Here is a 20,382-nt window from a genome sequence, read left to right as displayed (position 1 = left end):
AGGGAGGGGACGGATGAAACAGTTCGGCTGGATCTTGAAATGGGCGCTGGCGGTCGCGATGGCCGCCGTGCTCGCACCGTCGGCCGCGTACGCCGGATGCACGGTGACGCCGGCGAACGGTGCGTCGTTCGGCACGGTCACGTCGTTCGCGGCGCTGAACCAGGCGCAGTCGACCTCGACGACGAACAGCGGATTGACCTGCTCGGGCGCCCTGTTGTCGCTGCTGCAGGTCGGCGACCAGATCGACGCCACCATCACGTCGGCCAACGGCGGCCAGATGACCGGCCCGACCGGCGATGCGATTCCGTACACGATCTTCGCGGATTCGGCTTATTCGGTCGTGCTGAACAGGGGGCAGCAATACAACTGGTTCAGCGGCGCGCTGCTCAACCTGCTCGGGATTTTCGGCGGGCCGGCCGCATCGCTGCCGCTCTATTTCCGCACGAGCACCAACAGCAACGTCGCGGCGGGCGTCTATACCGACACGCTGACGATCAACTGGACCTGGAACTATTGCGCGGGGATCGGGATTCTCGGGATCTGCCTCGGCCGCGACCAGGGCAGCGGCGTGTCGACGTTCCAGGTCACGATGACCGTCACCAATGACTGCACGATCACGGCGCCGGACGTGAGCTTTGGCGCCGCGCCGACCGTGTCGAGCTTCCAGCCGGTGTCCGGTTCGATTGCGCTGACCTGCACGAAGGGGATGATCTACACGGTCGGGCTGAGCCCCGGCAACAACGCGGCCGGCAACGGGCGCCGGCAGATGGCGAGCGGTGCGAACCGTCTTCAGTACGACCTGTTTGCCGGCGGCGGCGCGACGGTCTGGGGGCAGGCGAGCAACCGCGTCGCCGGCAGCGGTCCGGCGGACGGAACGTCGGTGAATACGATGCCGTACGTGGCTAGAATCTACAACGACCAGGCCACGCCGCTCGTCGGCACCTATACCGACAGCGTGATCGTCGACGTCCGCTACTAGCGGGCGCGCGAAGGCATGCCTGGTTGGCGCCCCGAATGACGACAAGGATGAGGATGACCACGAGTGACGAACCACCGGGATGCCGGCGAGGTTCCGGGGGCGTGAAGTGACACCGAACGACCGCGCCGGTTCGGCGGCAGGGAGATGACCCGTGGTGCTATGGTCGGTGTTTGCCTCATGTGTCTGCAGCGCCCTCGCGGGGGCGGCGGTGTGGGCCTGCATGAGACGCGAGCGGCTGCGTCTCGAAGCAGCGCTGCGCGCGTCGAACGATGCGCTGGCGTTGGCCGGGCACGAACTGCGCACGCCGCTCGCGGCGATGCTCGCGCTCGTCGACGTCGTGCATCGCGAGGCGCCCGCACACGAGCGCCGGGGCCTGCTGGCGCTCGTGCATGAGACGGGGTTGCGGCTCATGCGTCTGCTGGACGACATCCTCGTGCATGCGCGCGTCGACGCGGGCCGGCTGCCGATCGCGCCGTCGGCGGTCGATCCGCGTGCGCTGCTCGACGACGTATCGGCGTTGTTCTCGGCGCGCGCGGCCGCGAAAGGGCTGCGCCTGCGGGTGCAGGTGGCCGGTGCGGTGCCCGCGTGGGTAACGATGGACGGCGAGCGCGTGCGTCAGATCGTGTCGAATCTGGTCGGCAATGCGATCGCGTTTACCGCGCACGGCGCGGTGTGGTTGCGTGCGGACGTGGTCGTGCAGGCACGCGATGGCGTCGTGCTGGAGATCGTCGTCGAGGATACCGGGCCGGGTGTTCCGGATGCGCTGAAGCCGGGCCTGTTCATGCCATTCGTCACGCACGCCGGTGCCCAGCGCGATGGCGGTGCAGGCAGCGGGCTCGGCCTGGCCATTTCGCGCAAGCTCGCGCGGGCGCTTGGCGGCGACCTGCGGCTGCTCGATACGCATCGCGTTGGCGCGGCGTTTGCGTTGACGTTGCGCTGCCCGGTGGCGGCGCAAGCACGTGCGGGTGCGGTGTGCCGCGCGAGTGCGACCCCGTCTGACTCCGGTGCGGCCGTTGCAGCTGCCGATTCGCAGCACGATAGCGGGGGCGCAGAGGTGCCCCCGTGGCCGTTGTGCGTGCTGATCGTCGACGATCGCGAGGTCAACCGCATCGCGCTCGCGCAGCAACTGTCCCGCCTCGGGCATCGTGCGATCGAACGTCACGACGGGCGCACGGCACTCGATCTGCTGGAGACGGGTGCGATGCCGATCGACGTCGTGCTGACCGATTGCCGGATGCCGGGGATGGACGGGTTCGCGCTGGCGGCCGCGTTGCGCGATCACCGCAATCCGCGGCTCGCGCGCATGCCGGTCATCGGCCTGACGGCCGATGCCGACGCGTCTGGCTGGGCCGGCGCCGGCATGGTTGCGTGCCTGCGCAGGCCGGTCACGCCCGGCGATCTGCGCGACGTGCTCGATGGCCTCGATGGCCTCGATGGCCTCGATGGACTCGCCCCGCGCGTATCGCACGATGCCGGCGACGCGCGTGGCTTCGATGCTACGGCGCTCGACTACGCAACCCTGTTCGATGCGTTGGGCGCAGCGGGAGACGGCAGCGCCGATGCCCGAAACGTGCTCGCCGCGTGCCGCGCGTCGCTCGATGCCGACTGCGCGGTGCTGTCAAGCGCGCTGCACGCGGGGGACCAGCAAGCGCTGCAGGCATGGAGCCATGCGGCGCGCGGCACCTATGCGCTGTTCGGGCAGCCTCACATCGACCGCTTGCTCGACCGCTTTCATGCGGCCCTCATGTCCGGCTCGGCGATGGCAATCGGCAACGTCGGAGCAGAAGTATTGAAGATGACGGATCATCTGCTGACGCACGTCGGCGAACGGGCACGCGCAGCGGGCGCCAGGCGGCATTGAGTTGTTGGCGAGAGACGAAGGAGGGCGAAAGTGAGTATCAGGGTTGTGATAGCGGATGACCATCCGCTGATGTTGTACGGCATTCGTCATGCGTTGGCATCCGAGACGAGTATCAGCGTGGTCGGCGAGGCCCTCGAGCCCGGCGCGCTGCTGAGCTGCATCGCGCGCACGCACTGCGATGTCGTGGTGACCGATTTCGCGATGCCGGGGCGTGCACATGCGGATGGACTGCTGATGCTCGAGGCGATCCGCGAAGCGTTTCCGCTGGTGCGCGTGGTCGTGCTGACGATGCTCAACAAGCGCGGCGTGGCGGCCGACCTGGCGCGCGCGATCGTCGCCGCGTATGCGGGCCGGCCGTTCCTGCCGGCCGTGCGGCCGATGCCGACGGCCGTGAACGACGACGTCTATGCGCTGAGCCCGCGCGAGATCGAAGTCGTGCGAATGTGCGCGAGCGGGATGACGATGACCGACATCGCGCACTACTACGGCCGCAGCATCAAGACGATCAGCACGCAGAAGCACAACGCGATGAAGAAGCTCGGCATCCGCAGCGACGCCGAGCTGTTTCTCTACGTGTCGGGAAACGGGCTGGCCTGAGCGGGCCGGCTGTCCATCCCGTGCCTCGATCCCGCACGATCGGGATCGCTTGCCCTCCAGCCTGGATCGATGGCGGAGGGATTTTTTTGCGCGTCGCGCCATGGCGAAGTGTGCGTCGGGAACGGTCGGCGCCGGGCCACCGGTGACCATTCGGCAATGCACTCGGGTTGGCTGTCGAGCGTCAGCGACGCTCCTATGCCGTCCGTCGACACACGGGTTCGATGACCGTCGGGGGCATCTTCGCGCGCGTCAGTCCGGCATCCCGTTGTGGTCCCCGAGCGGCCTGTCGGGCCAGTCCACCCAGCGGTCCGCGCGGGTAAGCTCGTACGCCTGGTTCATCGGGTAGCGGATGCGGTTGTCGTCGCGCGGACGCTCACCGATCACCATCAGCCGGACTTCGTCCTGCGTGTTGTTGATGAAGGTGTGGCAGATCCCGGTGCCGGCTGGAAACGCGACCGAATCGCCTTCGACAACGGGGTACAGCACGCCGTCGATCCAGACATCCGGCTTGCCTTCGAGCACGTACACAAACTCCTGCTCGGTACTTTCGGCATGCGGATAGGACGTCCGCCGGCCCGGCAGAAGCCGCACGTGATGAATGCCGATACGGGTGATGCCGAGCTCGGCGGAAAGCGGTGCGTCCAGCGCCATCGGCTCGGTATCGCCGCGATAGCAATGCGCGTCGGGTTCTTCGAGCTCGGTCCAGTGCTTGATGAAATCGGGGCGGGTCATCGGTTGCGCTCCTTTCGGGGGGATGGCGACGGTAGCGGTTCAGGCGCCGACGTCAGCGGTGACTCGCGTCCCCTCCCGGCGAATGAACCTCGCCCGATAACTTACCAGCGAATGCGGCAGGGCGATTGCTCGTCGAATTTCTCGAGCGGCCGCGGCGGCGAAGCCGGCTGGCGTGATCTCGACCGCCGGCCATGCGGGACGTCAGGTGCCGGTCGGCGAGCGTCATGGCGGCCCGGATGTCGCTGATCGGGCGGTCGACGACATCCACGGGAATCAGCACCGAACCGCTTCTTGCGTTGTGCCAAAAACGTCTGCGACGCGATGCACGCGTGCTGGCCGCCGCGTATCGCCGCGACTACAGCCAGCCGTTGCGGATGAACTCGACGATCGAATAGCGGCGGTTCTCGAGCTCGTGCTGCCGGACAGCATCGACGATACGCGACACGCCGTCCGCGTAAGGTGTCTCGCCCACCACACGCGATTCGAATTGCAGGCTGCATGCACCGTCGTCGATGCGGATCCGGTGAATCGCGTGGCGGCCGAGCTGATCGTCGGCGACCGCGAATTCGCCGCGCTGCACGTCCGGGTCGCGCACGGAGCGGATGTCTTCCGGCCGCACGCCGAGCGACTGGCCGATTCCGACGGCCGTGCCGGGGACGGACGTCTTGCCGGCCTGGTGCGACTCCGTCAGGCTGATCTGGCAGTCATGAAACAGGTGGCCGCTGGTTTCCAGCATGCTCATGAACTTGAGCATCAGGATGTTCGTGTTCGGACACAGCACGACCGGGAACGCGTGCGAGCCGGCTTCGAGCTCGGAGCCGGTCGACAGCTCGACGAGTGGCGATCCGGTGGCTTCGCAGAATGCGATCACGGCGGGGAGTTCGCGGCCGGAACCGGCGTGCACGACGATCGTTCGGGCGTCGCTGCGTCGGGTGTCGCTACGCTGCGCATCGTTGCGCGCGCTGTCCGACCAGGGGATCACGCGACAGGTTGCCGGATCGAGCCGGTGCGCGCCGAGCAGCTCGCTGGCCAGCTTGCCGGTTCCTACGACGAGTACTTGCATGGAATTGACGGGTTGAGGTTCAGGATTCGGGGCGAGAACGGCGCGGGCCGTCGGGTGGCCCGGTACGGTCGCGGCGCGTGGCACCGGACCGGCCTCGCGCATTATGCCCGGCCGCCCGCCTGCGTGCCCGCCGGGGCTGCACAGGCGACGACGCGGTGCGTCAGCTCGCCGACACCGTCGGCAGCCACGCGTTCGCGGCGTTCTGCGTCGCGAGCTGCTTCGCGATCGAGCGCGCGAGGCGGTCCGTATCGGACGCCACCGTGTCGTGCTTCACTTCCGACACACCGTGCAGGCCGGCGCCCACCGCTGCCGACGTCGCAAGGCGGCCGGCCGCCGCGCCGACTCCGGCGGTTTCAACCATGCCCGGCAGGTGGCCGCTGTTCGCGCTGGACGAGAACGTGCCGAGCGGCTGCGGCGCGCCATGCGCCGGCTGGAACAGCACGGTGACCGATGCCTTCACTTCGCTCTTGCCCGCGCCGAGCCCGATCAGCGTGCGGCGGCGGCGGTTGCCGGCGTCGATCGACTCGAACCGGCCTTCGACGACCAGCGCGTCGCGGCCGTCGGGCACCGGGCCGCGCAGTGCGGGGATGCCTTGCGACCGGAGTTCACGCACGAGGGCGTCGGCGAGCTGGTCGCGGGTTTTCAGCGCGCTTTGCTGGCGCTGCACGTCGGCGGACGATCCGCTCGCGAGGGTCGAAATCTTGCTGATCATCCCGCCGTCGACCTTGACGTCGGTCGTGGCCACGTCGAACGCGGACACATAGACGACGTCCGCACGAACCTGCTGTTGCGTATGGGCTGTCGGCGCGGCGGTCATGGACGTGGTCGCGGTCGATGCGCAGCCGGTCATCGCGAGTGTGCCGGCGATCAGCGCGACACTGGTCAGACGTTTGGCGTGGGCGGCAAGTGCGTGAAGGGAAGAAAACATGTCGATCTCCGTGGCCTGGATGAAGTTGCCGATACTGTCGCGGCATTCAGGAACGCGAACGATCGGAAGCGGGGCGTGATCGCTGGCGGGGGAGAGGTTTCATGCCGTTGCGCAACACGCAGGCGCAAGTATGGGGAGGTCGGGCGGGATGCGCCACGCGGGAATTATGTCGGCGGATGTCACGTGTCGCCTCGCGCGGATACGTGCGGCTGTCATGCAGACGAACGGACAGGCGAACAAGCGAACAAGCGAACAAGCGAACAGGCGAACAGGCGAACAGGCGAACAGGCGGACGGACAGACGGACAGACGGACAGACGGACAGGCAGGCGAACCGTCGGACAGTAAGGCAGGCAAACAGGCCATCAGGCCGACAGCGACCGCGGCACCCCCCCGGACGAATCGAGCGGCAGCGCGACGACGGCCTCCAGCCCGCCGCCATCGCGGTCGCGGAACGTCAGCGAGCCGCCGTGCAGGCGGGCGATCCGCTCGACGATCGCGAGGCCGAGGCCCGTGCCGCCCGCATGGCTGCGTGCGTTCGCGCCCCGGCTGAACGGCGCCTTGAGCCGTTCGAGTTCGGCCGCACCGATGCCGTTGCCGCGATCGCTGACCACCGCATACGCGATGCCGCGTTCGGCCCACGTCCGCACGCCAAGGCCGGTCCGGCCGTAGACGACCGCGTTCTGCATCAGGTTCATCAGCAGCCGCATCAGGCTGATCGGACGGAACGCGAACGGGGGCACCGCGCCTTCGTCGAAGTCGAATTCGTGGCCGAGCCCCGCGAAATCCGCGACGAGCTGGCCGATCAGCGCATTCAGGTCGCCGGTTTGCGGCGTTTCGCGCTCACCGCTGCCCGCGTAGTCCATGAACTGCTGCAGGATCGTATCGATCTGGTCCAGGTAATGCTCGGTCGACGTGGTGAGCGCATCGTGCGTGCCGCGCGGCAGCGCCATCGCGATCGCCAGGCGCAGCTTGGTGAGCGGCGTGCGGATGTCGTGCGACACGCCGGCCAGCATCAGCGAGCGGGTCGCTTCCGCCTGTTGCAGCGCGTCGGCCATCTGGTTGAACGCGCGGCTCACGTCGGCGATTTCGGTCGGGCCGTCGGTGGGCAGCGGCGGCGGGCGCTCGCCCGCGCTGACGCGCTGCGCCGCGCGCGCCAGTGCGTCGAGCGGCCGGTTCAGGTGGAGCTGGATCAGGTAGCCGGTCAGCGCCGCGAGCAGCGCCAGCCCGACCGACAGCACGAGCGCCGTCGTGATGCCGCTCGCCTGCGCGTCGGCGGCCATCGGCAGCGGCACCCAGACAGGCGAGCCGGCCGCATGCAGCCGGATCCACAGGCGCTCGTCGTCGCCCGACTGCCAGCGCGCCGGGAGGTCGGGCGGCAGGTGGCGCCCGAGCGCCTGCATGAACACATCGCGCTGCCAGGTGCGGAAGAACGCCGCCAGATTCGGTGCTTGCGGCGGTGCGGCGGGCGGCAGCGCGGCCTGGCCGCCGAACTGCGCGACCACGGCGCGGCCGGCGTCGGGTGGCAGGCCGGCGAGCGTGCGGTCGAGCAACCGCACATAGTCGGAAAAGACGATCGAGGCCCGCTCGATGCGCGGGCGCTGCACGTAGTGCAGCAGCACGGTGAGCGAACAGGCGAGCGACAGTGCGACGAGCGCCACCAGCAGCGCGATGTTGCGCGCGAGCAGCGAGCGCGGCAGCGGGATGCGCATCACGGCTCGACGCCGGCCACCAGCATGTAGCCGATGCCCCAGACGGTCTTGATGAAGCGCGGCTTGCCGGGATCGTCCTCGACGATCTGGCGCAGCCGCAGGATCTGCACGTCGACGCTGCGGTCGAGTGCGGCATGGTCGCGGCCGCGCGCGCGGGCGAGCAGATTCTCGCGGCTCACCGCGCGGTTCGGCGACGAGCCGAGTGCGTGCAACAGCAGCATCTGTGCTGAATGAATCTCGACCGGCGTGCCGTCGCGCATCAGCGTCTGCTGACCGACGTCGAACGTGAATGCGCCGAAACGCAACCGCTGCGACGTGACCGTCGGCTCGCCGGCCGCCATCTTCTGCCGCCGCAGCAACGCGCGGACGCGGGCCACGAGTTCGTCGGGGAGAAACGGCTTCGCCAGGTAGTCGTCGGCGCCCGTCTCGAGGCCGACGACCTTGTCCGCGGCGTCGCCTTTCGCGGTGAGCATCAGGATCGGCAACGTCTGGCCTTCGGCGCGCAGGCGCCGGCACACGCTCAGGCCGTCCTCGGGCTCCATCATCAGATCGAGCACCAGCAGGTCGTACGGTTCGCGTTGCAGCAGGCGGTCGAGCCGCTTGCCGTCGGCGACCGCGCGCACCTGGAAGCCGTGGCCGGTCAGGAAGCGCTGCAGCATGTTACGCAACTCGGCTTCATCGTCGAGCACGACGATCCTGCAGGACTGTTCCATCGCTTGCCTCCCGGTGGCTTGCGCGGCCGGATGCTCGGGCGGGTTCAACGGGCCGCCATGCGCTGGCGCATGAAACCGGCGAGCTGCTCGAGCGTGACGTAGCCGTTGTGCTGCGTATCGATTTCGTCGAAGTGCTGCGCGACCATCGGCATGCCCGCGGCGGCCTGCTCGCGGGTGAGCTTGCCGTCGTGCGTCGTGTTCGCGCTGGCGAAGCGGGTCTGCAACTGCATCAGCGCACGCTCGACGCGCGCACCGCCGTTGGCCGCGCCGGGCGGCACCTGCTGGGCCGACGCTGCTGCTGAGACGATACACAAAACGACGACGGCAATCATCTTCTTGATGGACTTCATGGGGTTTCTCCTTGCGTGGCCGACGGTCTGCGCCGGCCGGGTGGTTGATGAAACGAATGGAAAACGAAACGAAGCGGCGCCGGGTCAGGCCCAGTGCGCGGGCACCCATACGCGGCCGGCCCAGTGGGCGGGTACCCAGATGACGGCGCGCGGCGGGTGGGCGACATACACGGCACGCGGGGCGACGTACACGGAGCGCGGCAGCGGCGGCGCGAGGTACAGGACCTTCGGCGGCGGCGGCGCGACGTAGACGACGCGCGGCGCGGGTGCAACCACGACAGCCCTCGGCGCCGCAACACGCACGACCTTCGGCGGGGGCGGCGGCGTGACGACGACGGCGGCGGGCACGGGCGGCGGGGGCGTGACCACGACGGCGGCCGGTGCGGGCGCCGGTGCCGCGACGGCGACCGTGGCGGCGGGCGGCGGGGGCGTCACGACCACCGCGGCCGGCGGAGGCGCCACGACGGGCACCGGCACCGGGACAGGAACCGGCACCGTCCCGCCGGCCACGACCACCGTGCCGCCCACCGCCGTGCTGCCATGGATCACCGTCGTGCCACCGGTCGAGACCGTACCGCCGTGTATGACCGTCGAGCCGCCCGACGTCGTCACGACACCCGGCGCTACGCGTGTCCCGCTGCCGGAATGCGTGACGGTTCCGCCGTCGGTGCCCGTCACGGTGCCCGAGCGCGAGCAGGTCGAGCCCGCGCAATTCGTCGATGCCGTGTGGCTGGCCGTGTTGCCGTTCGCGCCCGTGATCGTGCCGCTCGACGAATATTGGCCCGGGCCGTTGCGCGTCACGCTGCCCGACGTCGTGGCGCTGCGGCCGTCCGAGCCCGTCAGCGAGCCGGTGTGCGAGCAGGTGCCGCCCGCGCAGCTCGTGTCGCCGCTGTGTTCGACCGAGCGCCCGTTCGGGCCGACGGCCGTGCCGCTGTTCGAGAACTGGCCGGGGGCGGTGCGCGTGACGGTGCCCGTGTTGGTCGCGATACCGCCGCCGGGGCCGATCACGCCGCCCGCATGCGAGCAGCTGCCGCCGCCGCACGAGCCGGCGTGTGCGCCGTTGTAGGTGCCGCGCGGCGTGTAGGCGGTGCCGTGGCCGGCCCAGCCGGCGAAGGCCGGCGCACAGGTGAGGGCGAGGGCGGCGGCGGTGACGAGGAAGCGGGTTTTCATCTGGTGTCCTTGCGGTTCGTTTCGGTGCACGCAGTGGCGTGGCGACGGGACGAACTTTAGGGCGATGACACACGCCCGTCGCGTCATAAAAGATGTCGCGGTGTTACACGTGGCGTGGTGTTTCGAAGTACGACGAATGCGTGTGCCGGCTGCGCCGATCGCGGGCATGCCGCGCCGGGCAAGGCTGTAGGCGATGCGATGACGTGAGGGTGCGGCGCCTTGGCACGGGTGAGGAACGTGTCGTGCGCAGCGCGAAAGTGTGTCGCGACGACATGCGGCGACATATTTGCCGGCCGATTCATGCGCGTTTTGTGTCGAGCCGCGTCACGCGAATTGAACGCACGCAGTACGCCACATGCGACTGGAACCGGCTTCTTCGTAACAGGGAGCCGCCGGCGCTAACCATCCGAAGAATCGATTTCCTTCCGATCGGTAATGGCAGTGTTCATATGTCGCGCAGGGCTTATCCGTCAGCCCATGTCATGTTGTGTACACCGTCGACCGGCTTCGTCACGGGCGACACGTTTTCCGCAGGACAGGCATACACGCTGCCACAAACCGGCCACGCGCCAGTCCGCAAGTGTCCATGCCTGCCATGCACGACCTGAACGCCTTCCCCTCCGCATGCGGAAACAAATTTCCCGTCGGACACACATGCACGCAGCCCCAACCCGGCCCAGCTCCAGTCCGCAAGCGCCGGCGCGCGCCCTGCACCACGTGAACGCATTCCTTCGCGACACGCGGCGACACATTTCCCGCCGCACATACCTACGCGCATCAACAAACCGGCCACGCTCCAGTCCACACACGCCCGCACCCGCCGCACACCACCTGACCGCCATTCCCCGCGACATACGGCGACACATTTCCCGCGTGGTCTTTCCAATCCGCGCCCACTACAGTGCGTTCCATTCGACGCGATGGCAGCCCGTGCCGCCCATGACGCGTCCGACTCAACCGAAGGAAAGGCCCATCATGCTCACCACAACAGGAAAGCTCGCGTACTACGTCACGCTCTTCATCGTCGCCGTCTCGCTTGTCGAGGCGGCCGTGCTCACCTGGCGCCGCGCCCGCGGGCCCGAACCGTTCGACTGGAACGAAGTGTGGCTGTCGCTCGCCGATCTCGCGGGCCGCAAGCTGCTCGCGCTGGTGCCGCTGTCGCTCGCCACGCCGCTGTTCGACCTCGCATGGGCGCACCGGCTCTTCACGATCCCGCTCCACAGCATCGCGCTCGCGCTGCTCGTGTTCGTCGGCCAGGAGTTCTGCTACTACTGGTATCACCGCGCGTCGCACCGCGTGCGCTTCTTCTGGTCGACCCATGCGGTGCACCATTCGCCGAACCAGTTGACGCTGTCGTCCGCCTTTCGCCTCGGCTGGACCGGCAAGATCGCCGGCGCCGCGATGTTCTTCACGCCGCTCGTGTGGCTCGGCGTGCGTCCGGAGGCCGTGCTCGCGATCCTGTCGTTCAACCTGATGTACCAGTTCTGGCTGCACAACACGTGGATGCCGAAGCTCGGCTGGTTCGAATACGTGTTCAACACGCCGTCCGCGCACCGCGTGCACCATGCGTCGAACCTCGACTATCTCGATGCGAACTACGGCGGCGTGCTGGTGGTGTTCGACCGGCTGTTCGGCACCTATGTCGCCGAGCGCGCCGACGAGCCGTGCCGTTTCGGCCTCGTCACGCCGACCCGCTCGCGCAATCCGTTCGTCGTCGAGCTCGAGCACTGGGCGAGCCTTGCCCGCGACGTCGCGACGGCCCGCGACGTGTGGACCGCGATCCGCTTCGTGCTGCTGCCGCCGGGCTGGCGCCCCGACAACCAGGGCGAAACGACGGAGGAACTGCGCCGCCGCAGCCTCGTCGCCGTGCGCACGGATGCGTGAACGGCGCTACGCTGTGGCCCATTGCCGGCCGCGCACGCAGGTCGCGGCCGGCATGACCCATGCAACATGCATCATCAAGCAACCCTCGATCCAGGAGAAAACATCGATGGAACACGATCTCAAAGGCAAGGCAGTCGCGATCACCGGCGGATTCGGCCATCTCGGTGTCGCGACGGCCGCGTGGCTCGGCGAGCGCGGCGCGCGCGTCGCGCTGATCGGCCGCGGCGCGGCCCCGGCGGCGCAGGCGCTGCCCGGCGTGCCGGCCGACGCGCTGCGCATCGGCGGCATCGATCTCGTCGATCCGCAGGCCGCCACGCAGGCGCTCGACACCGTGCAGCGCGAATTCGGCCGGGTCGACGCGCTGCTGAACATCGCGGGCGCATTCGTGTGGCAGACGATCGCCGACGGCGACGCCGCTACGTGGGACCGCATGTACGAACTGAACGTGAAGACCGCGCTGAACGCATCGAAGGCCGCGCTGCCGCACCTGCTGGCGAGCCCGGCCGGGCGCATCGTCAACATCGGCGCGGGCGCGGCGTTCAAGGCCGGCACGGGGATGGGCGCCTACGCGGCCGCGAAGGCCGGCGTCGCGCGGCTCACCGAGGCGCTGGCGGCCGAACTGCTCGACCGCGGCGTGACGGTGAACGCGATCCTGCCGAGCATCATCGATACGCCGCCGAACCGCGCGGACATGCCGGACGCGGATTTCACGCGCTGGGTGCGGCCCGAGCAGATCGCGGCGACGATCGGCTTCCTGCTGTTGGCCGACGCGCAGGCAATCACCGGCGCGTCGATTCCGGTGACGGGCCGCGTGGCGTAACGCGGCGGGGGCAGGGGCTCGCGCCGCGGCCAGCCGTGCGTACAATGTCGCACCGGATTGCGCGAGCCCAGCCAGAGACCATGCATCAGCCCAATATCCTGATCGTCGAAGATGAAGTGGCGATCGCGGACACGATCGTCTACGCCCTCGGCACCGACGGCATGCAGACCGTCCACTGCACGCTCGGCCAGGCGGCGCTCGACCATCTGCGCGACACGCGCTTCGATCTCGTGGTGCTCGACGTCGGGCTGCCGGATCTCAGCGGCTTCGAAGTATGCCGGCGGCTGCGCACGTTTTCCGACGTGCCGGTGATCTTCCTCACCGCGCGGCACGATGAAATCGACCGGATCGTCGGGCTCGAAATCGGCGCCGACGATTACGTGGTCAAGCCGTTCTCGCCGCGCGAACTGGCGGCGCGGGTGCGCGTGATCCTGCGGCGTTTCTACCGGACGGCCACACCCGAAGCGACGCCCGCGCCCACGCCCGCGCCGGCCGCGACCATCGCACCGGGCTTCACGCTCGATACCGACGGCGCGCGCGTGTCGTGGCTCGGCCACGCGCTGGACCTCACGCGCTACGAATTCGGCCTGCTGGCGTTGCTCGTCCGGCATCCCGGGCGCATCTATTCGCGCGAGCAGTTGATGGACCTCGTGTGGCACGAGGCATTTGATTCGGCCGACCGCACGGTCGACACGCACATCAAGACGCTGCGCGCCAAGCTGCGCGCGATCGACCCCGAGCGCGACCCGATCCGCACGCATCGCGGGATGGGTTACTCGCTGCAACCGTAACGACCGGCACCGCCCATGCATATCGGCCTGCGCATCTTCTTCGGCTTTTTCCTGATCGTCGGCCTGGCCGCGCTGATCACGCTGCGGGTATTCGTGCAGGAGGTGAAGCCCGGCGTGCGCGAGGCGATGGAGGACACGCTCGTCGATACCGCGCAAGTGCTCGCGACGCTGGCCGCCGACGACATGGCGAACGGCCACATCGCCGACGGTGCGTTCGCGCGGCAGCTCTCGAAACTGCACGAAAGCCCGGTCAGCGCGAATGTATGGGGCGTGCAAAAGACCGCGATCGGCTACCGTCTTTACATCACCGACGCGCACGGCATCGTGCGCTACGACTCGTCCGGAAAGGCGATCGGGCAGGACTATTCGCGCTGGAACGACGTGTACCGGACGCTGCGCGGCGAGTACGGCGCGCGCAGCACGCGCAGCGATCCGAACGACGACAGCAGCACCGTGATGCACGTGGCGGCGCCGATCCGGCGCGGCAACGAGATCATCGGCGTGTTGACGATCGCGAAGCCGAACCAGACGGTCGCGCCGTTCATCGCGCGCAGCCAGCGCAAGATCATGCTGTACGGCGCGCTGCTGATGGGCGGCGCGATCCTGATCGGCGTGGCCTGCACGTGGTGGCTGGTGGTCGGGCTGCGGCGCCTGCAGCGCTATGCGCGCGCGATCGCGGCGGGCGAGCGGGCCGACATGCCGCTGCAGGGCGCGAGCGAACTGGCCGAGCTCGGGCGCGCGGTGGAAAGCATGCATCAGCGGCTGGAAGACCGGCAGTACGTCGAGACCTACATCCACACGCTCACGCACGAGATGAAGAGCCCGCTGGCGGCGATCAGCGGCGCGGCCGAACTGCTGCAGGAGGACATGCCGGTGGCGAACCGCCGGCGCTTCACCGAGAACATCCGCCGCCAGGCCGGCCGCCTCGAACAGATGATCCGCAAGCTGCTCGCGCTCGCCGAAGTCGAGCAGAAGCAGCGCCTGTCGGTGCGCGAACCGGTCGCGCTGCGGCCGGTGCTCGACCAGCTCGTCGACGATATCGAGCCGCGCGCGCGGCAGCGCGGCGTGAACCTGGCGATCGACGCGCACGACGCGACCGATCCGGCGGTCGTCGAAGGCGATCCGTTCCTGCTGCGCCAGGCGCTCGGCAACCTGCTCGACAACGCGCTGGATTTCGCGCCGCAGGGCAGCACGATCCGCATCGCGCTCGAACGGCAGCCGGCGGGGAGGGCGCACGTCGCCGTCGTGCGCGTGGCCGACGACGGCCCCGGCGTGCCCGATTACGCACTGGCGCGCGTGTTCGAGCGTTTCTATTCGCTGCCGCGCCCCGACGGGCAGGATCGCAGCACGGGCCTCGGGCTGTGTTTCGTCCGCGAAGTCGCGATGCTGCACCGCGGCCAGGTCGCGCTCGCGAACCGCGACGAAGGCGGCGCGTGCGCGACGCTCACGCTGCCGTCGGTGGGCTGAGCGCGCTTCACGTTCGCCACACATTCGCTTCACACCGGCTTCAATCGCCCTTCACCGGGGCTGCTCATGCTGACCGTACCCTTTTACTCCGGTACCCGTCGGCCATGAATCGAGTCCTGTTGTTCAAATTCGCGATCACCGCGTTTCTCGCGCTGCTGATCCTGATCCCGCTGCACATGGTGCAAAGCATCGTGCAGGAACGCTCCGCGTATCGGATGGATGCGCTGCAGAGCATCTGGTCGAGCTATGCGGGGCCGCAGACGGTGGCGGGCCCGGTGCTCGTCGTGCATTACACGGAGGTCACGCGCGTGCGCGACGACAGTCCGGCCGGCGGCGCAACGAAGACGAGCCTCAGAAGCGAGACGAAGCGCCTGCTCGTGTTCCCGAAGACGCTGAACGTCGACGGCACGCTGACGACCAGCGTCCGCTATCGCGGCATCCACAAGGCGCTGGTGTACGAGCTGGCAAGCCGGCTGACCGGCACGCTGCCGTTGCCGGACCTGAAGAAGCTGCCGCAGGCGGACGGCCACGTGAGCTTCAAGGTCGACGACGCGTATGTCGCGATCGGCATTGGCGACATTCGCGGGCTCACCGCGCAACCGGATCTGCGCATCGGCGGCGCGCGCTTCGACGTCGAGCAGGGCACGCGGCTGGACAGCCTGCGCCAGGGCGTGCACGCGAACGTCGATCTCGCGGCGCTGGCGGACGCGAGCGCGGGGGCGGCCGTGCCGTTCAGCATCGACCTGCCGCTGCGCGGCGCGGATTCCGTCGCGTTCGCGCCGGTGGGCGACCAGAACGATTTCTCGCTGAAGTCGACGTGGCCGCATCCGAGTTTCGACGGCGCGTTCCTGCCGAACACCCGCACGGTCGATGCACATGGCTTCACCGGAAACTGGCGCGTGACGTCGTTCAACACGAAGGCGCGCGAGCAGATTGCGTCGGGCAACGGGGAAGGCGCGATCGAAATGGCGTCGGTGTCGGTGATCGAACCCGTGAACGTCTATCTGCAGGCCGAACGCGCGACGAAGTACGGCGCGCTGTTCGTGATGCTCACGTTCGCGAGCTTCTTCATGTACGAGCTGGTGAAGCGGCTGCGGATTCACCCGATCCAGTACGCGCTGGTCGGCCTGTCGCTCGCGCTGTTCTTCCTGCTGCTGCTGAGCCTGTCCGAGCACATTGCATTCGCGTATGCGTATCTGGCGGCGAGCGGCGCATGCATCGGGCTGCTCGGCTTCTACCTGTCGTTCGTGCTGCAAAGCGTGAAGCGTGGCGCGGTGTTTGCCGCGCTGCTCACGGTGCTGTACGCGGCGCTCTACGGGCTGCTGCTGTCGGAAGACAATGCGCTGATGCTCGGTTCGCTGCTGCTGTTCGCGATCCTCGCCGGCATCATGACGCTCACGCGCCGCGTCGACTGGTATTCGCTCGGTGCCGCGTGGCAGCCGCTGGCCGACAAGGCGGGCGCGGGCGCCGCGAAGCCGGGCGCGCAGGCGAAGTAAGCGCATGGGTGGCGACCAGGCGTGCCGGTCGGGAATGTCCCGGCTGGTGCGTCATACGGCGCGGCGTCGCGTCGCGCTGCACCGCCGATTCACGCACGCGATGCAGGCCGGCGAAACCGCGCGAGCGGAATCTCGGCCACGGCGGTGATCTCGATCAGCAGGTCGGGATGGTAGAGACGCTCGACCTGGACGGTCGTCGTCACCGGATAGGGCTCGGTGAAGTACGTCTTGCGGAGGTCGCCAGCCTGCATGAAGGCATCGATATCGGTCGCGTAGTGCACGAGCGAGATCACGTCCTGCATCTGTCCGCCCATCGTGGCGAGCACCGCGCGGATGTTGTCGAGCGTCTGCCGCACCTGCGTGCGCATGTCGCCGTGGCCGACCACCTGGCCGTCGCGGTCGAGCGCGACTTGCCCCTTCAGATGCACGATCCGGCCGTCGCCCTGGATCACGGCCATCGAGAACGCGCCGAACGGCGCCCAGACTTCCGGCGGATTCACTGCTTCAGCCATGACGCAGCTCCTGTGTGGCGTGAACGGGTCGGGCACAGCGGATCGATGTCGTCGATCGTCGCGCCATTATGGATGAGTTCGCCTTTGCGCTGCCCGCGGCTGGTACGAGCCGCCTGTCCTGATCGGGCGGCTCCAGGACGGCCACATTTTTTCATTCGCGGCGTGAATCGATTCGACTGTTGACGTGGCGGTAATTCTGCGGGGATTCGCGCCTGGAGCACGTATGTACCGATATGATTCATACGCGCATTCCGCGGCCGGGGGGGCGCATGTTCCGAGGGGCGGGCCGATCACGCGCCCGCTGTCGCTTCTCGTCAAAACAAGGAAAACAACATGTGTACGAGTTTTGTGATCCGCACGGTGGATGAGCACGTCGTCTATGGCAGAACCATGGAGTTCGCGCAGGATCTGGGTTCGATCCCGATCGTCATCGAGGCCGGCAAGACGCTGTACGCGTCGCCGCCGCTCGGCAAGCAGGGCAAGAGCTGGACGACGAAGTACAAGGCGATCGGCATGAACGGGCTGAAGATGCCGATCCTGGTGGACGGCATCAACGAGGCGGGGCTGGCCGGCGGGACGCTCTACTTTCCGGAGTTCGCCGAGTATCCGGCGCTGACGCCGGAGAACACCGCTCGCGCGTTGGCGCCGTGGGATTTCCTCACGTGGGCGCTGACCAGCTACGACAGCGTGAGCGGCGTCAAGCAGGCGCTCGGCGACATCGTCGTCGCCGACATCCCGCACCCCGCATTCGACGGCGCGCCCCCCGTGCATTACACGCTGCATGACGCGAGCGGCGCATCGCTTGTCGTCGAGCCGGTCGGCGGCGAACTGCGCGTCCACGACAATCCGCTCGGCGTGATGACCAACTCGCCGCCGTTCGACTGGCATCGCACCAACCTGCACAACTACCTGAACCTGTCGCGCGTCACGCCGGCGAGCAGGACACTGTCGCTGTCGCGCGACGCGAAACACGTGACGCTCAAGGCGTATGGCCAGGGCTACGGGATGCTGGGCCTGCCCGGCGACATCACGCCAGCGTCGCGTTTCGTGCGCGCGGTCGGGTATGCGGCGTACGCGGAAAATCCGCATAGCGGCGCCGACGCGATCCGGCTGGCCGAGCACATCATCAATACGTTCGACATTCCGAAAGGGTGGATCAAGGAGGAAGTCGATCACGACACGCCGGTCTACGAATACACGCAGTGGGCCACGATCGCCGACCTGGAGGCGCGCAAGTATTACTTCCGGACGTATGACGATACGGTGATGCGTGTGATCGACCTGGCGACGTCGAAGGTGTCGACGGTCGCTTCGCCGAAGCACATCGAACTGACACCCGTCTAGCCGTTCGGCCTGCTGGAAGCGGCGGTGGCCCGGATCGACCTATACTGATCGTCTTACTTCACCGGACCACGCCGTGCCGAACCAACCTTCCGGGGATCCGTCCGTCGACGATCCCCGTCCGACCCCGCCCATCCAACCGGAACTGGAAGACTGCTGCAACAGCGGCTGCTCGCCGTGCGTCTTCGATCTCTACGACGAAGCACTCGCGCGCTATCGCGTCGAGCTGGCCGAATGGGAAGCCCGTCAGGCGCAACGCCAGCATCACGCGTGAGCCGGATGCCGGCGAGGCTACCTCTGCACCGTTTCCGCGTCAGACCCTGCCGTCGCGGCGATTCCCGCCGCGCTTACGTGCCTGCATGCAGCCGCCGGTGCAGCGGCCCAAGCATCGCCGACAGCGCGATGCACGCGAGCAATACGGCCGTCAGCGCGAACATCGACGTCCTGAAACCCTGCACATAATCGAGCGCGGCCGGATGCGCGCCGAGCCGGGCGAAGAACATGCCGCCGAGCGTGGCCGCGCCGACGGCCGCACCGATCTGCAGCATCGCGGTGACCATGCCGGATGCGACACCTGCGCGTGCCATGTCGACTTCCGCGAGCACGATCCGCACGACCGACGGCAGCACGAGACCCTGGCCGATCCCGATCGCCGCGATCCCTGCGTAGAAGCCGGGGCCCGGCGCGGCTGCGCCGGCCAGCGCAGCGGCCGTCGCGACGCCGGCCGCGAGCATCGCGAAGCCGAGCGTGAGCACGCGGTGGCCACCGAACCGGCCGACGAGTCGCGGCATCAGCAGCGGGCTCGACAGGAAGCCGAGCCCGAGCGGCAGGATCGCGAGCCCCGATGCGAGCGGCGACCAGTTCAGGCAGCCCTGCAGGTAGATCCCGTAGCTCAGGAAGAATGCGCTCAGCGTGTAGAACAGGAACGCCAGCACGAGCCCGAGTGCGACGACAGGGTTACGGAACAGGCGCACGTCGAGCAGCGGATCGTGTCCGCGCGTCAGGCGGCGCGCTTCGACCGCCAGCAGCGCGCCGAGCATCGGTAGCGCGCCGACGAGACACGCGACCATCCACAGCGGCCAGCCGGCCTCGCGCCCGTGCGTGAGCGGGTAGACGAGCATCAGCAGGAACAGCGACAGCAGCGCCATGCCCGGCACGTCGATGCGCAGGCCTTTCGGCGGCCGGCTTTCCGGGATGAAGCGCCAGCTGCCGATCAGCGCGAGGATGCCGATCGGCAGGTTGACGAGGAAGATCGCGCGCCAGCCGAGCCCGAACGGATGCAGGCTGATCAACGCACCGCCGCCGAGCTGGCCGATCACGGCCGCGAGGCCGAACACGAAACCGTAGAAGCCCATCACGCGCACCTGCTCCTGCGGGCTGAACACGCTGCGGATCGTCGCGAGCACCTGCGGCGCGAGAATCGCGGCGAACAGGCCCTGCAGCACGCGGCCGCCGACCAGCACCGCACCGCTGCCGGCGAGCCCGCACAGCGTCGACGCGACGACGAAGCCGGCCATCCCGATCATGAACATCCGCTTGCGGCCGTACAGGTCGCCGAGCCGGCCGCCGGTGATCTGCACGACCGCGTTCGCGCACGCGTACGCCGACACGACCAGTTGCAGCTCGGCCGGGCGCGCGCCGATGCCGTCGCGAATGGCCGGTAGCGCGAGATTCACAATGAAGTAGTCGAGCGGCGGCAGAATCGCGCCAACCAGCAGGACCACCAGCGCCCAGCCGTGGTGGCTGCGCGGCGTCGCCGCGGCGGCCGGCACGCAGGGGGCAAGGGTGTCGTTCGTCATGGAAGCAAGTCCGAAAGAATGAGTGCCACATTCACGCCGGACGCGACGCCGGGAGCGCCGGATCGGCCATGGGCGGGCGATTGACCCCCATTCTGGGCTGTGGAAATGAATCGGAAAAGCGGGAATTGGTGGTAGCATCCATCGGGTTAATCGATGGATGGAGAATGG

General features: G+C 68.3%; 19 protein-coding genes. 10 read left to right on the top strand and 9 right to left on the bottom strand.

Going from position 1 to position 20,382, the window contains the following annotated elements; translation table 11 throughout:
• Positions 1-13: 13 nt before the first annotated feature.
• The 3 genes from LGN19_RS06760 to LGN19_RS39750 all read left to right on the top strand — a co-directional run bounded on the left by LGN19_RS06760 (position 14) and on the right by LGN19_RS39750 (position 3,437).
• Positions 14-979 (top strand): spore coat U domain-containing protein, encoded by a 966-nt coding sequence (locus LGN19_RS06760; protein WP_226213672.1) that lies wholly within the window; start codon positions 14-16, stop codon positions 977-979.
• Positions 980-1,199: 220 nt separating this feature from the next.
• A complete protein-coding gene (locus LGN19_RS06755) occupies positions 1,200-2,840 on the top strand; it encodes an ATP-binding protein (protein ID WP_226213671.1) in 1,641 nt (546 codons plus the stop codon).
• A gap of 30 nt (positions 2,841-2,870) precedes the next feature.
• Positions 2,871-3,437, top strand: a complete 567-nt coding sequence (locus LGN19_RS39750) for a response regulator (RefSeq protein ID WP_226213670.1) — start codon at positions 2,871-2,873, stop codon at positions 3,435-3,437.
• 249 nt (positions 3,438-3,686) lie between these two features.
• On the opposite strand, the gene LGN19_RS06745 is transcribed toward LGN19_RS39750, so the two are convergent.
• From LGN19_RS06745 to LGN19_RS06715, 7 genes are all read right to left on the bottom strand, one after another.
• Positions 3,687-4,169 carry a cupin domain-containing protein gene (locus tag LGN19_RS06745; protein WP_122947601.1) on the bottom strand — a complete coding sequence of 161 codons (483 nt, stop codon included), beginning with the start codon at positions 4,167-4,169 and terminating at the stop codon, positions 3,687-3,689.
• Between the two features lie 355 nt (positions 4,170-4,524).
• Positions 4,525-5,232 carry a dihydrodipicolinate reductase gene (locus LGN19_RS06740; RefSeq protein WP_226213669.1) on the bottom strand — a complete coding sequence of 236 codons (708 nt, stop codon included), beginning with the start codon at positions 5,230-5,232 and terminating at the stop codon, positions 4,525-4,527.
• A gap of 160 nt (positions 5,233-5,392) precedes the next feature.
• The gene (locus LGN19_RS06735) at positions 5,393-6,160 is read right to left on the bottom strand and encodes a DUF4410 domain-containing protein (RefSeq protein ID WP_226213668.1); all 768 of its coding nucleotides are present in this window, start codon (positions 6,158-6,160) and stop codon (positions 5,393-5,395) included.
• Between the two features lie 364 nt (positions 6,161-6,524).
• Positions 6,525-7,871 carry an ATP-binding protein gene (locus LGN19_RS06730; RefSeq protein ID WP_226213667.1) on the bottom strand — a complete coding sequence of 449 codons (1,347 nt, stop codon included), beginning with the start codon at positions 7,869-7,871 and terminating at the stop codon, positions 6,525-6,527.
• Complete coding sequence (locus tag LGN19_RS06725) at positions 7,871-8,584, bottom strand: response regulator (protein WP_043179863.1); 714 nt, start codon at positions 8,582-8,584, stop codon at positions 7,871-7,873. Before LGN19_RS06725 ends, LGN19_RS06730 begins: the two co-directional genes overlap by 1 nt.
• Positions 8,585-8,628: 44 nt before the next feature.
• The gene (locus LGN19_RS06720; RefSeq protein WP_122947597.1) at positions 8,629-8,934 is read right to left on the bottom strand and encodes an EF-hand domain-containing protein; all 306 of its coding nucleotides are present in this window, start codon (positions 8,932-8,934) and stop codon (positions 8,629-8,631) included.
• An 84-nt stretch (positions 8,935-9,018) separates the two neighbouring features.
• Positions 9,019-10,104, bottom strand: coding sequence for a hypothetical protein (locus LGN19_RS06715; protein WP_226213666.1), 1,086 nt, complete (start codon positions 10,102-10,104; stop codon positions 9,019-9,021).
• Positions 10,105-11,079: 975 nt separating this feature from the next.
• Here LGN19_RS06715 and LGN19_RS06710 point away from each other — a divergent pair.
• The 5 genes from LGN19_RS06710 (at position 11,080) to creD (ending at position 16,562) form a co-directional block, all read left to right on the top strand.
• Positions 11,080-11,988: a sterol desaturase family protein gene (locus tag LGN19_RS06710; protein WP_226213665.1), complete on the top strand. Its 909-nt coding sequence runs from the start codon at positions 11,080-11,082 to the stop codon at positions 11,986-11,988.
• A gap of 106 nt (positions 11,989-12,094) precedes the next feature.
• Positions 12,095-12,808, top strand: a complete 714-nt coding sequence (locus tag LGN19_RS06705; protein ID WP_226213664.1) for an SDR family NAD(P)-dependent oxidoreductase — start codon at positions 12,095-12,097, stop codon at positions 12,806-12,808.
• 80 nt (positions 12,809-12,888) lie between these two features.
• Positions 12,889-13,599 (top strand): two-component system response regulator CreB, encoded by a 711-nt coding sequence (gene creB, locus LGN19_RS06700; protein WP_226213663.1) that lies wholly within the window; start codon positions 12,889-12,891, stop codon positions 13,597-13,599.
• 15 nt (positions 13,600-13,614) lie between these two features.
• Positions 13,615-15,066 (top strand): two-component system sensor histidine kinase CreC, encoded by a 1,452-nt coding sequence (gene creC / locus LGN19_RS06695; RefSeq protein ID WP_226213662.1) that lies wholly within the window; start codon positions 13,615-13,617, stop codon positions 15,064-15,066.
• Positions 15,067-15,170: 104 nt separating this feature from the next.
• A complete protein-coding gene (gene creD / locus LGN19_RS06690) occupies positions 15,171-16,562 on the top strand; it encodes a cell envelope integrity protein CreD (RefSeq protein ID WP_122947592.1) in 1,392 nt (463 codons plus the stop codon).
• Between the two features lie 89 nt (positions 16,563-16,651).
• Here the strand turns inward: creD and LGN19_RS06685 are convergent, their stop codons facing one another.
• Positions 16,652-17,074, bottom strand: coding sequence for a RidA family protein (locus LGN19_RS06685; RefSeq protein WP_122947591.1), 423 nt, complete (start codon positions 17,072-17,074; stop codon positions 16,652-16,654).
• Positions 17,075-17,407: 333 nt separating this feature from the next.
• Between LGN19_RS06685 and LGN19_RS06680 the strand changes: the two genes are divergently transcribed.
• Both LGN19_RS06680 and LGN19_RS06675 read left to right on the top strand, forming a co-directional pair.
• Positions 17,408-18,418, top strand: a complete 1,011-nt coding sequence (locus tag LGN19_RS06680) for a choloylglycine hydrolase family protein (RefSeq protein ID WP_122947590.1) — start codon at positions 17,408-17,410, stop codon at positions 18,416-18,418.
• Positions 18,419-18,491: 73 nt separating this feature from the next.
• Positions 18,492-18,689, top strand: coding sequence for an oxidoreductase-like domain-containing protein (locus LGN19_RS06675; protein ID WP_122947589.1), 198 nt, complete (start codon positions 18,492-18,494; stop codon positions 18,687-18,689).
• Between the two features lie 73 nt (positions 18,690-18,762).
• On the opposite strand, the gene LGN19_RS06670 is transcribed toward LGN19_RS06675, so the two are convergent.
• The gene (locus tag LGN19_RS06670) at positions 18,763-20,214 is read right to left on the bottom strand and encodes an MFS transporter (protein ID WP_226213661.1); all 1,452 of its coding nucleotides are present in this window, start codon (positions 20,212-20,214) and stop codon (positions 18,763-18,765) included.
• Positions 20,215-20,382: the final 168 nt, after the last annotated feature.

This window comes from Burkholderia sp. AU30198 (assembly GCF_020419825.1).
Classification (GTDB): domain Bacteria; phylum Pseudomonadota; class Gammaproteobacteria; order Burkholderiales; family Burkholderiaceae; genus Burkholderia.
Note: the sequence above shows the minus strand (reverse complement) of the source record. Positions and strands in the feature narration are given on the sequence as shown.

Excerpts from the sequence above, each read along its gene's own strand:
- LGN19_RS06760 (WP_226213672.1), top strand. The coding sequence starts at position 14 with ATGAAACAGTTCGGCTGGATCTTGAAATGGGCGCTGGCGGTCGCGATG.
- LGN19_RS06755 (WP_226213671.1), top strand. The coding sequence starts at position 1,200 with ATGAGACGCGAGCGGCTGCGTCTCGAAGCAGCGCTGCGCGCGTCGAAC.
- LGN19_RS06745 (WP_122947601.1), bottom strand. The coding sequence starts at position 4,169 with ATGACCCGCCCCGATTTCATCAAGCACTGGACCGAGCTCGAAGAACCC.
- LGN19_RS06740 (WP_226213669.1), bottom strand. The coding sequence starts at position 5,232 with ATGCAAGTACTCGTCGTAGGAACCGGCAAGCTGGCCAGCGAGCTGCTC.
- LGN19_RS06735 (WP_226213668.1), bottom strand. The coding sequence starts at position 6,160 with ATGTTTTCTTCCCTTCACGCACTTGCCGCCCACGCCAAACGTCTGACC.
- LGN19_RS06730 (WP_226213667.1), bottom strand. The coding sequence starts at position 7,871 with ATGCGCATCCCGCTGCCGCGCTCGCTGCTCGCGCGCAACATCGCGCTG.
- LGN19_RS06725 (WP_043179863.1), bottom strand. The coding sequence starts at position 8,584 with ATGGAACAGTCCTGCAGGATCGTCGTGCTCGACGATGAAGCCGAGTTG.
- LGN19_RS06720 (WP_122947597.1), bottom strand. The coding sequence starts at position 8,934 with ATGAAGTCCATCAAGAAGATGATTGCCGTCGTCGTTTTGTGTATCGTC.
- LGN19_RS06715 (WP_226213666.1), bottom strand. The coding sequence starts at position 10,104 with ATGAAAACCCGCTTCCTCGTCACCGCCGCCGCCCTCGCCCTCACCTGT.
- LGN19_RS06710 (WP_226213665.1), top strand. The coding sequence starts at position 11,080 with ATGCTCACCACAACAGGAAAGCTCGCGTACTACGTCACGCTCTTCATC.
- LGN19_RS06705 (WP_226213664.1), top strand. The coding sequence starts at position 12,095 with ATGGAACACGATCTCAAAGGCAAGGCAGTCGCGATCACCGGCGGATTC.
- creB (WP_226213663.1), top strand. The coding sequence starts at position 12,889 with ATGCATCAGCCCAATATCCTGATCGTCGAAGATGAAGTGGCGATCGCG.
- creC (WP_226213662.1), top strand. The coding sequence starts at position 13,615 with ATGCATATCGGCCTGCGCATCTTCTTCGGCTTTTTCCTGATCGTCGGC.
- creD (WP_122947592.1), top strand. The coding sequence starts at position 15,171 with ATGAATCGAGTCCTGTTGTTCAAATTCGCGATCACCGCGTTTCTCGCG.
- LGN19_RS06685 (WP_122947591.1), bottom strand. The coding sequence starts at position 17,074 with ATGGCTGAAGCAGTGAATCCGCCGGAAGTCTGGGCGCCGTTCGGCGCG.
- LGN19_RS06680 (WP_122947590.1), top strand. The coding sequence starts at position 17,408 with ATGTGTACGAGTTTTGTGATCCGCACGGTGGATGAGCACGTCGTCTAT.
- LGN19_RS06670 (WP_226213661.1), bottom strand. The coding sequence starts at position 20,214 with ATGACGAACGACACCCTTGCCCCCTGCGTGCCGGCCGCCGCGGCGACG.